Annotated in this window: 12 protein-coding genes; 7 read left to right on the forward strand and 5 right to left on the reverse strand. The window is 45.1% G+C overall.

Annotated features, from left to right (window positions below):
* Positions 1-47: 47 nt before the first annotated feature.
* The 3 genes from ACXABW_RS18460 to gcl form a co-directional block, all read right to left on the reverse strand.
* The gene (locus ACXABW_RS18460; RefSeq protein WP_252031520.1) at positions 48-941 is read right to left on the reverse strand and encodes a 2-hydroxy-3-oxopropionate reductase; all 894 of its coding nucleotides are present in this window, start codon (positions 939-941) and stop codon (positions 48-50) included.
* Positions 942-998: 57 nt separating this feature from the next.
* On the reverse strand, positions 999-1,775 hold the full coding sequence (gene hyi / locus ACXABW_RS18465) for a hydroxypyruvate isomerase (protein WP_252031523.1): 777 nt from the start codon (positions 1,773-1,775) through the stop codon (positions 999-1,001).
* 169 nt (positions 1,776-1,944) lie between these two features.
* Entirely contained in the window at positions 1,945-3,720 is a 1,776-nt protein-coding gene (gcl, locus tag ACXABW_RS18470; RefSeq protein WP_265687149.1) for a glyoxylate carboligase, read from the reverse strand.
* A 317-nt stretch (positions 3,721-4,037) separates the two neighbouring features.
* Here gcl and aceB point away from each other — a divergent pair, with 317 nt between their 5' ends.
* From aceB to ACXABW_RS18485, 3 genes are all read left to right on the forward strand, one after another.
* A complete protein-coding gene (gene aceB, locus ACXABW_RS18475) occupies positions 4,038-5,681 on the forward strand; it encodes a malate synthase A (RefSeq protein ID WP_457527137.1) in 1,644 nt (547 codons plus the stop codon).
* A 25-nt stretch (positions 5,682-5,706) separates the two neighbouring features.
* Positions 5,707-6,144: a GlcG/HbpS family heme-binding protein gene (locus ACXABW_RS18480; RefSeq protein WP_252031526.1), complete on the forward strand. Its 438-nt coding sequence runs from the start codon at positions 5,707-5,709 to the stop codon at positions 6,142-6,144.
* Between the two features lie 403 nt (positions 6,145-6,547).
* Positions 6,548-8,377 (forward strand): M4 family metallopeptidase, encoded by a 1,830-nt coding sequence (locus ACXABW_RS18485; protein ID WP_457526859.1) that lies wholly within the window; start codon positions 6,548-6,550, stop codon positions 8,375-8,377.
* 141 nt (positions 8,378-8,518) lie between these two features.
* Here the strand turns inward: ACXABW_RS18485 and ACXABW_RS18490 are convergent, their stop codons facing one another.
* Positions 8,519-9,847: a DUF4397 domain-containing protein gene (locus ACXABW_RS18490; protein ID WP_457527139.1), complete on the reverse strand. Its 1,329-nt coding sequence runs from the start codon at positions 9,845-9,847 to the stop codon at positions 8,519-8,521.
* A 345-nt stretch (positions 9,848-10,192) separates the two neighbouring features.
* Between ACXABW_RS18490 and ACXABW_RS18495 the strand changes: the two genes are divergently transcribed.
* Both ACXABW_RS18495 and ACXABW_RS18500 read left to right on the forward strand, forming a co-directional pair.
* On the forward strand, positions 10,193-10,534 hold the full coding sequence (locus tag ACXABW_RS18495) for a hypothetical protein (protein WP_457526861.1): 342 nt from the start codon (positions 10,193-10,195) through the stop codon (positions 10,532-10,534).
* Between the two features lie 214 nt (positions 10,535-10,748).
* A complete protein-coding gene (locus ACXABW_RS18500; RefSeq protein WP_457527141.1) occupies positions 10,749-12,149 on the forward strand; it encodes an alpha-amylase family protein in 1,401 nt (466 codons plus the stop codon).
* 152 nt (positions 12,150-12,301) lie between these two features.
* On the opposite strand, the gene ACXABW_RS18505 is transcribed toward ACXABW_RS18500, so the two are convergent.
* Positions 12,302-12,655 carry a MerR family transcriptional regulator gene (locus ACXABW_RS18505; RefSeq protein ID WP_252031537.1) on the reverse strand — a complete coding sequence of 118 codons (354 nt, stop codon included), beginning with the start codon at positions 12,653-12,655 and terminating at the stop codon, positions 12,302-12,304.
* Between the two features lie 84 nt (positions 12,656-12,739).
* On the opposite strand from ACXABW_RS18505, the gene ACXABW_RS18510 reads away from it, so the two are divergent.
* Together ACXABW_RS18510 and ACXABW_RS18515 are read left to right on the forward strand one after the other, a co-directional pair.
* Positions 12,740-13,621, forward strand: a complete 882-nt coding sequence (locus ACXABW_RS18510; RefSeq protein WP_457526864.1) for an SDR family oxidoreductase — start codon at positions 12,740-12,742, stop codon at positions 13,619-13,621.
* Between the two features lie 258 nt (positions 13,622-13,879).
* Complete coding sequence (locus tag ACXABW_RS18515) at positions 13,880-16,150, forward strand: DUF2971 domain-containing protein (RefSeq protein WP_457526866.1); 2,271 nt, start codon at positions 13,880-13,882, stop codon at positions 16,148-16,150.
* Positions 16,151-16,220 lie beyond the last annotated feature (70 nt).

A 16,220-nucleotide genomic window follows, 5' to 3' on the forward strand; every position in this document is an offset into this window, starting at 1 on the left:
TCTCTGCCTTACCCTACCTTTGTAACACTTGCTTTGTGTAGGCGAACCTACTTGCGAATAGAGTGACCAGAACGTTTCTCAATCGCTTTAATTAGCGCAGAGTGGTCCCAGTTCTCACCGCCCATTGCTGCACAATCTTCAAACAGTTCTTGTGCATTGGCTGTATTTGGTAATGCCACTTCTAGTTGCTCTGCACCAGTCAGTGCTAAGTTAAGATCTTTCTGGTGTAGTGCAATCTTAAAGCCTGGGTCGAACGTACCTTCAACCATACGCTCACCGTGTACTTCAAGAATCTTAGAGCTAGCAAAACCGCCTAGTAGTGCTTGACGAACGCGTGCTGGATCAGCACCTGCTTTAGAAGCAAATACTAGCGCTTCCGATACCGCTTCAATGTTCAGTGCAACGATAATTTGGTTAGCCACTTTACACGTTTGGCCTGCACCGCTTTCACCAACGAGTGTGATGTTTTTACCCATCACTTCGAATAGTGGACGAGCTTGGTCGAATGCTGCTTGGTCGCCACCTACCATGATGCTTAACGTCGCGTTAACTGCGCCCACTTCACCGCCAGATACTGGTGCATCTAGGTATTGAGCACCGCTTTCTTTCACGCGTGCCGCAATCGCTTTTGTCGCGATAGGCGAGATTGAGCTCATATCGATGATGAGTTTGCTTGCTGGGTTTGAACCTAGACCTTGCTCAACACCGTTTTCACCAAATAGTACGTCTTCAACTTGCGGTGTGTTCGGTACCATTAGAATGGTCACATCTGCCAGTTCTGTCGCTTCTTTAGGTGAGTGAGTCACGATTGCGCCTGCAGCAACAAGATCTGCTGGTGGCGGGTTAAAGTGGTCTGTGAATACTAGCTGGTGACCCGCTTTTTGTAGGTTCGCCGCCATAGGCTTACCCATGATACCTGTACCGATAAATGCAATTTTCATTTTAAGTTCTCCATAACATGATGTTTAGCTGTATTGATGCAGCTAATGCCACCGCAATTAGCGGTACTGAGTAAGCCAGCCAAGGCCTTCTGACGTTGTTGTCTTTGGTTTGTACTCACACCCCACCCAACCTTGGTAACCAAGATCGTCTAGGTGCTTAAGCACAAACGGGTAGTTAATTTCGCCGGTACCCGGCTCGTGGCGTCCTGGGTTATCCGCTAACTGAACGTGTGCGATTTGACCAATGTTTGCGCTCATGGTTGGGGCTAAATCGCCTTCCATGATCTGCATGTGGTAGATATCGTACTGAACAGAAATGTTGTCGCTGCCGACTTCCTTGATAACCGCTTTCGCTTGCTCGGTTGTGTTAAGGAAGAAGCCTGGAATATCGCGTGTGTTGATTGCTTCAATCACAAGTGCAATACCTTCCGCTTTTAGGGCTTGAGCCGCAAAGCGCAGGTTAATCACAAACGCGTTGTGCGCATCTTGTTCTGTCACACCATCTGGCACGATACCCGCCAAACAGTTCACTTGAGAGCAACCTAGCGCTTTTGCGTATTCAATCGCTTTAGGCACGCCTGCTTGAAACTCTTCAATACGGTTTGGGTCGACAGCGATTCCGCGATCACCAGCATCCCAATCACCTGCTGGTAGGTTAAACAACACTTGCTCTAAGTTGTTTTGTTCCAGCTTTTGTTTAATCTCTTGTGCGCTAAACGCGTATGGGAAAAGGTACTCTACCCCTTGGAACCCAGCATCAGCGGCAGCATCAAAGCGGTCTAAGAAGTCCACTTCGGTAAATAACATCGACAAATTTGCAGCAAATTTCGGCATGTTTTTGTCCTTTCTTTTGAGGCTCTTTAACAGAGTCTTGTTGGTTCTTTTTGGCTGTTCTTCTTGTTGCTTAGTAGAGTCAGCCTGTTCCGTGCAGTGAATAGCTGAGAATTGGTGGCTCACGCTGGGTGAGCCACGAAATCCAGCAACCCCTATGTTTCCATGTGCACTAAGATTGGTTCGACAAGGCTGTCGGTGCATCATCGCCACTCTCGGCAAGCGGCTCGAATTCGTTGATCGCATTAATCTCCACACCCATTGCTATGTTGGTTACTCGCTCTAGGATCACCTCTACAACAACTGGAACCTTGTGCTTGTTCATTAGCTCACGCGCTTGGGCGAAAGCTTCTTGCATCTGCTCTGGGTCGGTTACACGAATCGCTTTACAACCAAGGCCTTCAACAACTGTTACGTGGTCAACACCGTAGCCATTTAGCTCTGGCGCGTTTTGGTTTTCAAACGCAAGTTGTACACAGTAATCAATGTCGAACTGGCGCTGCGCTTGACGGATTAGGCCCAGGTAAGAGTTGTTCACCAATACGTGGATGTATGGCAGGTTAAACTGCGCACCTACCGCCAATTCTTCGATCATGAATTGGAAGTCGTAGTCACCCGAGATTGCAACAACGTCACGGCTTGGATCAGCAGCTTTCACACCTAGAGCAGCTGGCGTTGTCCAACCTAATGGGCCCGCCTGACCACAGTTAATCCAGTGACGTGGCTTGTACACATGTAGGAACTGAGCCGCAGCAATTTGCGATAGACCAATCGTACTTACGTAACACGTCTCTCGGCCAAAGGCTTTGTTCATTTCTTCATAAACACGCATTGGCTTAATTGGTGCTTCCGTGAAGTGCGTCTTACGTAGCATGGTTGCCTTGCGTTGCTGACACTCACCTACCCACTCGCTGCGATTAGGAAGCTTGCCTGCATCGCGCCACTCACGCGCAACTTCAACCATAAGTTCAAGGGCCGCTTTAGCATCCGACACTATGCCTAAATCTGGACAGAACACTCGACCAATCTGTGTTGGCTCGATGTCTACATGAACAAACTTGCGGCCCTTGGTATATACATCTAGCGAACCTGTGTGGCGGTTTGCAAATCGGTTACCAACACCGAATACGAAATCCGAATTCAATAGGGTTTCGTTACCGTAACGGTGTGCAGTTTGCAGACCAACCATACCTGCCATTAGCTCGTGGTCGTCTGGGATAGAACCCCAGCCCATAAGCGTTGGAATAACAGGTACTCCGGTAATTTCAGCAAATTGCTGCAGTAACTCTGGCGCACCTGCGTTGATGACACCACCACCAGCAACGATGACTGGGTTTGCAGACTCACACATCATTTGCATTGCTTTTTCTACTTGCTCACGGCTCGCCGTTGGCTTGTAGGGTTCAAGCGGTTGATACGTATCGATGTCGAATTCGATTTCAGTTAACTGAACATCCAATGGCAAATCAATCAGTACAGGACCAGGGCGACCAGAACGCATTAGGTGGAATGCTTTTTGGAAAGCACGTGGCACCTGAGCTGGCTCTAGTACAGTGGTTGCCCACTTAGTCACTGGTTTTGCAATAGACTCAATATCTACGGCTTGGAAATCTTCTTTATGTAGTCGAGCACGCGGCGCCTGACCTGTGATACAAAGGATTGGAATCGAGTCCGCCGACGCAGAGTAAAGACCAGTAATCATATCCGTACCCGCTGGGCCCGAAGTACCTATACATACGCCGATGTTGCCATCATTAGTACGTGTATAGCCTTCCGCCATATGCGATGCACCTTCTACGTGACGCGCAAGGACGTGGTCGATGCCACCCAGTTTTTTCATTGCTGCGTACATAGGGTTAATTGCTGCACCTGGAACACCAAAAGCGATATCTACTCCTTCTCGCTTTAGTACTTCAACCGCTGCTTCGATTGCTTTCATTCTTGCCATTCGAACCTCCAGTTTCGATTGTATACAATTCAAACTTGTTTTGTGTACTATGAAAGCATATCGGCAATTACGCAACCCCAAAATCAACATTTTTACAACATAGAGCATTAACCCTAAGTGCTTACTAACCCCATAAAACCTAGCCACATTGACTTTACATAAAATATCTTTACGTAAAAATAATTTTGAAATTTTACGAATGAAAAATAAATGTTAAATACCCTTTGATTGTTTACACAATTTCCAATATAAGTATTCCTGTAACTTATTTTTTGTATACAAAATCGAAAGGTATTGTTTAAAGGAGACGAGCAATGATTTTGAACGATGTTACGGACAGAGAAGCAGACGCTGGCCAAAATGCCTGTATGCAGGTACTCGGTGACACTGCGAATGCCGAGTACGATCAAATCCTTTCCGAAGAGGCATTAGCCTTCTTAGAAACCCTAGTAAATAAGTTTGGTGCACGCCGTGATGCGTTGCTTCAAACGCGCGATGAAAAGCAAGCTCAATTTGATGCGGGAGCCCTACCGGATTTCCGCGCGGATACAAAAGCGATCCGTGATGATAAGTCATGGAAAGTCGCAACGCCGCCAAAAGAGTTGCTTGACCGTCGTGTTGAAATCACAGGTCCAGTAGACCGTAAAATGGTGATTAACGCTCTTAACTCTGGCGCAAAAGTCTTTATGTGCTGCTTTGAAGATGCGTCTTCACCAACGTGGGAAAATATGGTGGAGGGCCAGATTAACCTACGTGACGCAAACCTTGGAACCATCAGCTACTACGATGATAAAAAAGACAAACACTACAAGCTGAATTCCGATCCTGCACTTTTGATTGCTCGACCACGAGGCCTGCACCTGCCAGAGCAATCTATCCAATTCAATGGCCAACCTATTGCGGGTTGTCTTATGGACTTCGCACTGTATTTCTTCCACAACTACCAAGCCCGCGCTAAGCAAGGATTAGGTGTGTACTACTACATCCCTAAACTAGAAAGCATGGAAGAAGCACAATGGTGGGACGATGTCTTTAGTTTCACTGAAGATCATTTTGGCGTAGAGCGCGGCACAATCCGTGCGACAGTGCTGATTGAAACCCTGCCAGCTGTATTCCAGATGGAAGAAATGTTGTATGCAATGCGTGACCACATCGTTGCAATGAACTGTGGACGCTGGGACTACATCTTTAGCTACATTAAAACACTCAAAAATCACAAAGATCGTATTCTGCCAGATCGCCATGGCATCGGTATGGATAAAGAGTTCCTTAACGCTTACAGCCAACTATTAGTGCGCACTTGCCATGAGCGCGGCGCGTTAGCGATGGGTGGTATGTCGGCATTCATTCCTGCCAAAGACCCAGCAGAGATGGAGCGCGTTACAGCGAAAGTAATTGAAGATAAAGAACGTGAGTCACGCAATGGTCACGACGGTACTTGGGTAGCGCACCCGGCACTGGTTGATCTGGCGATGTCTATCTTCGACAAGAACCTTGGCGGTAAGCCAAACCAAATGGACTTCGAAAGCCCGACTCACACCATCGACGCTTCTTTGCTACTAAAACCATGTAGCGGAACACGAGATGAAGCGGGTGTGCGTAAAAATATTCGTATTGCTCTGTACTACATCGAAGCTTGGATTCGTGGTTATGGCTGTGTGCCAATCTACGGCCTAATGGAAGACGCGGCGACAGCGGAAATCTCACGAGCCAACATTTGGCAGTGGATTCACCATGGCGTATCGCTCGATGACGGTCAGAACTTTACCGCAGAACTATTTCATAAATGGCTCTATCAAGAGCTAGACACTATCCAACAGGAAGTTGGCGATACTCGTTATGCCGCAGGTCGCTTTAAAGAAACTGCTGACCTTTTTTATGAGCTATCTACGGCAGACACCTTTGCCAACTTCCTGACCTTACCAAGCTATGAGTTGCTAAAGGGAGCAGCCAAAGCATAGGTCAACTCAAAGATTAGGAGATAACATGGGAAGTTTGACACTACAACAGGCGTTAACCATCATCGATGGTACTTTTCAGGCGGGACAGAAAACCAACAGTGCTCCACTCACAGTGGCCGTGCTCGACAGTGGAGGGAAACTCATCTCTCTACAGAGACAAGATGGCTCCAGCATGATGCGACCAGACATCGCGGTCGCAAAAGCTTGGGGTGCATTGGCACTAGGGTGTTCTTCACGCAAACTCGCACAGGATGCAGACAATCGACCTGCGTTTATCTCCGCAGTGAACGTACTCGCTCACGGTAATATGGTTCCAGTTCCAGGAGGGCTGCTGATACGAGATTCGGAAAACACAGTGCTAGGTGCCGTTGGCGTCAGCGGTGATGTCTCTGATGTCGACGAAAGCTGCGCTCTTAATGGCATTGGCCATGCCCAATTGTTCAGCGATGAAATGGTCGCCTAACCGCTCACCATTAACTATGTTCACATACTCTTTCTAAGCCCTCATTCGAGGGCTTTTTCGTTCCTGCAAGTTAAGCAACATCGGCATTAGTATTTGTGAGCAGCCTCTCGAGCGGATTATTGATAGTCTTATGCCAAGTTTGTAGCACATAAAAATATCAAGTATTCATAAGGTTATGATTTTGAATTCAATAAATATCGACATAAAAATCAGTAACAAATCGAACTGATTTTTACTGTCATTCTCAGTTGCCATTCAGTAAAAATTAATTTCACATCTCATTTGCGAGACGAATAAAACCCACCCATGGTATTCAAGCTATAACGAGAGGTTGGCACGCTAAATCGCCCCATTCTCCCCAGTTAGCAAAGGAAATTACAAATAACACCATTGGGATATAACAATGAAAATAAGACAACGTCAGACTTACACCCTACTCGCACTTGCAGTAGCAGCTTCTTTACCAGTCACCGCTGCAGAGATGGTTCCTGTCACCGATGCATCACTGATTCAAAACGCTCTTACCATGCAAAGATTCAGCGTCGCACCCGTAGAAAATGGCTTTGAAGCAGTGAAAGAAGTACGTTTGCCAAACGGTAAGATCAAAGTCCGCTACCAACAAACGTACCAAGGGCTCCCGGTATTCGACACCGCGGTGGTTGCCACTCAAGTGCAGCAGATCGTCTCCGAGGTTCAGGGCTTTATGGCACAAGGGATCAGTGATGATATACCGACAATCACTCCTCGCTTAGCTGACAAGCAGGCAATTGACATCGCAAAGCAAACCTTTCAGTCTCAATCCTTTGCTGGGCAAGCGTTTAAATCCGAGAACGTTAGCGCGAAGCTGATGGTGAGGCTGGATGAAAACAGCCAAGCGCAAGTCGTCTACTTAGTGAGCTTTTTCGTAGCAGAATCCGACCCAGCTCGTCCGTTCTTTTTCATCGATGCCAACACAGGTGAAGTTCTATCAAGTTGGGATGGACTAAACCACGCCAGCGCTTCGGGTACAGGCCCTGGCGGCAACATAAAAACCGGTCAGTATCACTATGGATCTGACTACCCGTCGTTTTCCGTCGAGAAAGTGGGCAATACCTGTACGATGAACAATGCCGCGGTAAAAACCGTTAACCTTAATCACGGCACGACGGGAACCACCGCATTCAGTTACACCTGTAACGACAGCAGCAATTACAATGACCATAAAACGGTCAACGGCGCATACTCCCCTCTTAACGACGCGCACTATTTTGGCGGTGTCGTATTCGACATGTTCCAAGACTGGATGAACACAGCTCCTTTGACTTTCCAGTTGACGATGCGCGTGCACTACAGCAGTAATTACGAAAACGCTTTTTGGGATGGCTCAGCCATGACATTTGGTGATGGCCAAAATACGTTCTACCCACTGGTAGACATCAATGTCAGTGCGCACGAAGTCAGCCACGGCTTCACTGAGCAAAACTCTGGCTTGGTATACAAAAACATGTCTGGCGGTATGAACGAGGCCTATTCAGATATTGCGGGCGAAGCGGCTGAATACTACATGAAAGGCAGCGTAGACTGGATTGTCGGTGCTGACATCTTCAAAGGAAATGGAGGTTTGCGCTACTTCGACCAACCTTCGAAAGATGGCAAGTCAATCGACCATGCGTCCCAGTACTACGACGGTCTTAACGTCCATTACTCAAGTGGCGTATTTAATCGAGCCTACTATCTATTGGCGAACAAATCGGGTTGGGATGTACGTAAAGGGTTCGAAGTATTCACTCTAGCAAACCAACTTTACTGGACGGCAAACAGTACCTTTGATGCGGGCGCCTGTGGTGTAGCCAAAGCCGCGCAAGATATGAACTACTCAGTTGCAGACGTTGTTGATGCCTTTAGCCAAGTGGGAGTCAACGCAGACTGTGTCACTCAACCGCCTACGGATGGTGAACTGCAAAACAACACTCCGATTACTCAGCTAACAGGCAATCGCTTAGCAGAAGACTTCTATACCTTTACGGTTGATCGCGCTGCTACCGCGAACGTCTCTGTCTCAGGCGGAACGGGTGATGTCGACCTTTATCTAAAAGCGGGAAGCAAACCAACCACGAGCTCTTGGGATTGTCGCCCATATCGCTATGGCAATAACGAGCAGTGCACAGTTTCAGCCGTGCCGGGCACGACCTATCACGTCATGCTCAAAGGTTACAGCGCTTACTCGGGTGTTTCGCTCGAACTAAGCTACTAAGTGTATGTTCTGCAAAGTGATTAGTTTGCAAACTAATAAGCGACTAATTAATGATTTACTGAGCTAATCATGCCACTTCCACATTGAAGTATCTTCATACTAAAAAGCCCTCATCTAGAGGGCTTTATTCTTCACGACGGTTTAATCGGTGATGGCATCAACAATGAGATCGAAACCAGTACCATCATCTATCGCGATAGCTTGATAAACCACACCGTCATCAAGCGTTACCATCGCAGGTCCAATTGCAGCAGTTGTGGTACCAGTAGGCGTTACCGTGACGTAGTAGTCACCTGCTGCGACATAAATCCCCTGAACATCCGCTTTGTATTCAAACCCTTCAATCGCTGGAGAACTTGAGGCGAAATCCGTGCTAGCAGTCAGATATACATCCACAGTAGAAGCGCTCGGAGCTGCATGAATCACACTCAACTTAGCACTAGTCGCCACACTTCGTCTGTCGGTTTCAACCACTAGAGCTTCAATAGTTGCCAACTCATCAATAGCGAAAATACCGTAATCCATACCCGCATTCAGCTCCACATCTTGAGCGTCGATGACCAAACTTCCCGGAGTGTTGTCAGGGTAAACCCCAATATCATATGTCCCTGCATCAACCGCGGTGTAATCTTCAACTTCCTTGAAATCAAGATCCGAGATAGCCTCACTACCATTTAAGGACACGTCTACACGCGGTGCATCATCCACTAAGTGGCCGACTTGTATTTCTGCTTTTTCAGATGAATTGTAAAGAGTGGAGTAAGAAGAGCCATCCATCACTAAAAGCTTAACGAGTGAACTCCCGTCGCTGTCTTGATTGGGAATCGCTGCAATGGTTAGTTCAGAGTTTGCATTGAGCGTCACGCTACCTGAATCGAATGCAACGGTTTTGGTACCCGCCAACGCTAAGCGTATCTGGTATGTCGCTGCTGCAAGATTTAGCACTCCGGTGTCGTCTTTATAAGCGAGTGTATCGACAGCACTTGCACTGTTAATATCGGCTCCTGGCTCGGTCACATACAGGTCAACATCAGGCACGCCGGCCGCTGCATGCACAACTTGAACATCAAAAGTGCTGGCGTTGGCACTACCGTTCGCAGGACGGCTTAGAACCAATGCTTCTACACTGTTTGAGCTGCTAGAGTCAGCCTCCCCGACTACCATAACGGTATACTTAAGTGCCTCTGCTAAAAATAAGGTCGTCTCTGGAATCACTGTCGTTGTCGCGCCATCGGGTAGCTGTACTTCAACCTCAACCGTATTGTTGCCCGTTGGGACACTGAGATACCCAGAAGCCACGCCAAAATCGACGCCAGTCAGCGTCGCGTCACCGTTTATCCAAACATTAGCTAGAGGTGCGTCCACTGAAGAGTGAACAGCTTGCAGAGAGGAGTTAGAGTCGTCACTTCCACAAGCCGTAATTGCAAGAGCCAGCGTTGCGACTGAAAGAGTTTTCTTCATACACATAATGTTATTCCTAAACCTTAGGATCAATTTCCATTAAACCCACCAAGACAACGTCTTGAAGTTTTCAAAATAAATCTGCGTACGTACGGATTTCTCATAATGCTTTAGTAGTAAAAGCAATAATCACTTGTGTTTTACGCGTCACCGACACAATGGATCACACTCTCTACAAAATTATCATTTTGAGGATCACCTTTTCCTCTAACTGATTGTTATTTATGGATTTAATTTGTTCAACTTAGCACAGAGCAAAACAAGCGGGAAATGTGGCGCAAAATGGTAATTAAATTGACACATATTACGGTACAAAACGAACGAGAAAATTCACCTAAAAGACACTAACCGCCAATGTCAGAACAGCCGTTAAAAGAACAACTTATCTTGGAGTCTCTGCTCCACCGGTCGAAAGCCTATGTCATCGAAATGTTTCAAGAGGGGCACTACAATTTGGGGTTAGTTGTAGATGCTTCGTTAGGTTGGGAAGCGCTCAGAGTAGCGAGCCTACCAGGTGTAAATTTGTCTGAGGTGAACCCATGCTCAAAGTCGGACGAAGAGTGCTTTCAAGATTACCATTATCATCAAAACGATCTATTTTGTGTGTTTAAGTTCGAGCATCATTCATTCAGCAGTGGGCGTAAAACACTAGAACAATTGATAAAAGACTTGAGCTTAGAGGTCGTTAATACATAAAAATACACATGCACAATTTGGCCTCGCAAAGCATACATTCACACTCGGTGTAGAGAGTTATGTTCCGCACAAACTGTTTGCATCCACTCAATTTTATAAAATCCACCCCAACAGAAAGTGATCTCGAGATGAACTAGAAATATTTCAAAACAAAATCAACGAAGCCCTACATATAATCCACAAAAATAAATAATAGTAGGGGCACCTCATGAACATCAAACCAATAACACCTGTACTCATTTCCATAGCTGCTGCATGCACACTAAGTACTACAGCTAATGCCGACACCATTTTGCACGCCTTTAATTGGAAGTATGCCGATGTCACAACCCACGCAGACGACATTGCTCAAGCTGGCTATAAAAAGGTACTCATCTCACCGGCAATGAAGTCGAGCGGTACACAATGGTGGGCACGTTACCAGCCACAAGACTTGCGTGTGATTGATTCTCCCTTAGGAAACAAGCAAGACTTAGCGAGTATGATCGCCGCTCTAAGCAACGTAGGTATCGATGTTTATGCTGATGTCGTGTTGAATCACATGGCAAATGAGAGTTGGAAACGCAGTGACCTTAATTACCCTGGTGATGAGGTTCTGGCCGATTACGCCGAGCGTTCTTCTTACTACGCCAACCAAACCTTATTTGGCAGCCTTCAACAAGGTCTTTTCTCCGCTAACGACTTCCACCCTGCTGGATGTATTTACGACTGGAACAACCCAGGCCACGTACAATATTGGCGTTTATGTGGCGGTAACGGTGACTCTGGTTTACCAGATCTTGATCCAAACAACTGGGTGGTATCGCAGCAGCGGTCGTATTTGCAAGCATTGAAAGACATGGGAGTAAAAGGCTTTCGTATCGATGCAGTTAAGCACATGAGCCAGTATCAAATCGAGCAAATATTTACTGCCGAAATTATCAGAAATATGCATGTCTTCGGTGAAGTCATCACCAGCGGTGGCGCCGGAGACAGTGGTTACGAAGCATTTTTAGCGCCTTACTTAAATAACACTAACCATGCAGCCTATGACTTCCCTTTATTTGCTTCGATTCGTTCTGCATTTTCAATGAGCGGTAGCCTAAGTCAACTACACGACCCTAAAGCATATGGGCAGGCCCTTGATGATTCGCGCTCAATAACCTTTACCATCACCCACGATATTCCGACCAATGAAGGCTTCCGCTATCAAATCATGGACCCAAAAGACGAGCAGCTAGCATATGCTTATATCCTTGGGAAAGACGGTGGAACCCCTCTCATATACAGCGACGAATTGCCTGATGATGAAGATAAGGATAATGGTCGCTGGGCAAACGTTTGGAATAGTACGTTGATGAAGAATATGCTGGCTTTCCACAATGCAATGCAAGGCAAACCAATGACGATGCTGGCCAGCGACCAATGTACGCTGCTCTTTAAGCGGGCAAAAGATGGTATTGTGGGCATTAACAAGTGTGGGGAAGCACGCAGTATTACTGTCGACACCTATCAACATGAATTTAATTGGTACGTGGAGTACAAAGATGTGTTAAGCGACACAAAGCAGGTGATCACTTCTCGTTACCACACCTTTAATTTACCCGCTCGCAGCGCACAAATGCTCAAGCTATAACTAAATAAGAGACTCACCAAAAACTTGGTGAGTCTTCCTTTCCCACAGTACATCGCGGTTCATAGTAGTGGGCATTTATAGGTTCCTAGTCTTTACCGTATTGAGTAATCTTATTGGAACTCTAAGTCGCCACGTAGCAACGCTAAAAGCCGTTACTCACACCCCAGTCCCGCTAAATTGAGCTTTATCATCCCCTTCATTTTTTCGATTTCTTGAGCTTTATGATCCAGCTCTTCTAGCTTTTGAATCAAGAACGGCCGTAACTCTGCGATAGATAGCTCGTCTGAAGCCGCGCTATCAAAAATCGTTTTAATCTCTTTCAAGGTGAACCCACACGACTTACCACACTGAATCATATCGATACGCAACAATGAACTATCCGCGTAATCTTGGTAGTAACGAGAGCCTGCCGGTTTACGTTCTGAGTAAATTAAACCAAGCTGTTCATAGTGACGAATTCCATCCTTACTTAGCCCTGTTTGCTTACAAAGTTCGCTAATTTTCATCTTATTAAAAAATCTCTCTTGACTGTAGGGTATACCCAACAGTTTATCATCAGTTCGTAACTTGTCATATCTAGGGAGAAACACATGACCAATAAAGAACTGACCATCATCGGAGCCACTGGTTTTCTATCAACTACAATCACCCAACAGCTATCGAGCAGCGGAGTTTCGATACGAGTCATCGCTCGAAATCCAGAAAATGCGAGGAAAACCCTTCCAAGTAATGTAGAGATCGTCAAAGGAGATGTGAGTGATCCACAGAGTTTAACTAAGGCATTAAAGGGAACAGAAACGTTATATATTCACCTAAACACAGAAACAACTGACATGAGCTTACCTTTCTACACCGAGCGAGAAGGTATTCAAAATATTGTTGAAGCAGCAAAACTCAATAACGTAAAGCACATTCTCCAAATAGCAGGCTTAGAATCACTCCATGAAGAACTGTTTCATAACGGCACTATTGAAACACGCAGAATTCGGGAAGCAGGAATGAAGTTCATTGAGGATTCCGGCATCCCTTATACATTCTTTTACTGCTCTTTTTTTGCTGACTCGTTTGTACGGTTTGTCGACAACAATGCTGTCTACTTATTTGGTGAACTACCTAACCCTGTGTATTTCACCAATAGTCACCAACTAGCTGAGTATGTTTTTCAGGCAATCAGCAACCCCGTAGCCTATAACCAAAAATATTCAGTACAAGGCAGCAAGGGGTTAACCTTTCAAGAAGCAGCGGAACAGTTCTTTGAACACTATAATCCAGACGTAACAGTAAACCAGATGCCATTAGATGCTGTACAGCAACTCGGCTTACCTTCAGAAGAAGCAATGTTTATTGAGCGTATATGGGACGTTTGCGCGGGTTTAAATGAGCATTTTGTTTCGGACAAAACCTACAAGCATTTAGGAAACCCTAAGGCTGGGCTAGAACATTTTGCACAACAGTTAAGAGACGCAATGTAAGTCTAAAGAGTAAAACAGACTAAATTAGGCAAGCACGAAGTGATTCAGCACACTTCGCACTTGCCATCAACTCAGGTATTGGATCAACTAAGTGCGGTACAACACTTTAGTAAAGTGCTCATTCTAACACGATAATCAAAAAATCACAGCAAGCTCATCTTTGACAAATCACTCACTAACCCTATGAAATAAAGTGACTTTGTTTTTAGTCCCCCGCATAATCTTGATATTGGTAAAGCAATTTAAAGAATGGATGACATGAGCAACTTTGATGACAAAGCGATAATTAGTTGGATTGAAAATCAAGAATTTTCAGAGCTAACTTTTCTAGACAACTGTTGGCAGTCTCATGAGAATGAGTGGTATCTAGGTTTTTATTATTTCATCCAGTATTTAAAGGAAGAAAACTTAGATGACATTCTTACCGAAGCGACGTCACGACATGGTGATGAATCATCCGCCTACCGCTACCTTGGAGATACCGCCAGTAAGATTTACCGCTCATTTAACGAAAAGCACATACCTGCATGTTTCTATAGACATGCTATCACCCTAAATCCTAACAATGTCGATGCACACTGGGGTTTATTCCAAACGGATGGCGCTACTGATTCATGCATAAAGTCACTAAGCAGCGATTACGAAAGCGGTCAACTTGAGCGGTTGGAGTATAAAATACGTAACTTATCTTTTCGTGTGCGTAAACTGGCAGAGTTCTCCCACCAAGACTGGCATGCAATCAAAACATTTGTCCAAGACGATAGAATCACATGTAAAAAAGATATTCTTGCATTTGCTCATTTCTATCTAGATGAAGTAGAAGATACCTTATCCCTAATAAAAACAATGGATAAGGTAAACATCGAAATCATCAAGGCATATTTCGACCGCGAGCTTATAACTAAAGAGTTTGCACTTTCAAAGTTGCACTACTCAAGTGTTCACGAATTTTTAGGCGAAGACCATAAGAGCATTTATCAAGCACACGTAAGCGAGGCGCAAAAAGGGAAACCTAACCCCACTCGAACAGTTTTAATGCAGAAGGCTTTTCGAGCAAAAGAATATAAAGACGTAGTGACCTATTATGAAGAAGCGCCTGAGGGCGACATTATGTTACGACACGAGGTTAGCCCACGATTATACTACCTACTAGCCCTATCTTACCTAAACCAGAATCCAAACAAGCAAGCTTTAGAGCTTGTTAACAGCAAAGCTAGCACTTTACGAGACGAATCTCTGGCGCTATACAATGCTGTACGATGCAAACATGATATTGAGAAACTTGAACACATTTTTTTGGAAGGTAAGGATTTCGACCACCCCATTAGCGTTATGGGTCTATATCAAGATGCTAACAGCGCGCTCGATAACCCCTCCCTAATCAATCACTATCTGCATGAACCACTTAGTAAGGAGCTAGACTCCTTTAAAAGTAAATGGAATCACGCCTTTCACCATCAACAACTGACCGAAATGAAAGCAAAGCTTGCAAATGGTGATATGAATAGTGAAGACTACCAACGCCTATACAGCTTGGGTATAGAGTGTAACGAGTTTGACTTTGTAATTGAAAGCGTCACTGAATTTCACAAAAGCAATACACCAACGATGTCGTCGTATAATTGCATAGGAGTCTGCCATGACTTTAAAGAAGAATTTAGTATCGCTCTTGAATACTATAAACTTGCCCTAGATTTAATGGCTTTATCTAAGGACTATAATCATACCATTATCAGCAACTACCTTAACTGCGCGGAAAAGGTGCCGGATGTAGAGATATCGGAAAACGATTTTTACACACTACGCAACCGATTCAACATTGAGTTAACCAACCGTTTCAAGTGGCACGTATTTACCGCCGAAAAAGGCACTTTATTCAAGTACTCTCCTTTTAACATTAACACTATCGACGCACTTACAAACCAGTACCTATATCTAGCTTCCAAAGAGCAACTAAATGACCCAATTGAACTACCCGCTCTAAGCAAACTTGACTCTGACAGTCTGGTTGACCCTGCAAACTATAGGATTTGCTCTCTTTCCAATAACCAAAACTCCATGTTGATGTGGTCACATTACGCACAAGAACATCAAGGCATCATGGTTGAATATTGGTTTGGCGGTGAATTTCCTAGCGGTATTGGTGTAGCAAAAGTTGATTATGCCGACCACTTTAAAAGGAACAGGGAACAAGACCTTTATGTGTTTAATCAATACCTTCTTACTAAAAACAAAGAATGGGAGTACGAAAGCGAGGTTAGAATATTTTCCAATCAAAGAGAAACCGTAAGCTTCTACAACTACGACTATCCGAACAACGATAGAGATAAAATAAACGCTCAAATTTGCAGTATAACCTTGGGCTGCAAATTCCCGAGCAACAAAAAACGACTTATTGCCAACATAGTGAGTTCGCTCAATGCTAATAGACAACCTCACGAACCGAAAGTTGCCCTACGTGAGGCTTTCATCCCAAAAGATAACAGCTTTGCATTAGAATATCGCGATTTAGATATTTCAAAAATCTAACAAAAAGCCGACCTTTTCAATGGGTCGGCTTACTCTTTTCACACTGTTTTTCATCTTCAACCACATAACA

This window comes from Vibrio paucivorans (assembly GCF_054053395.1).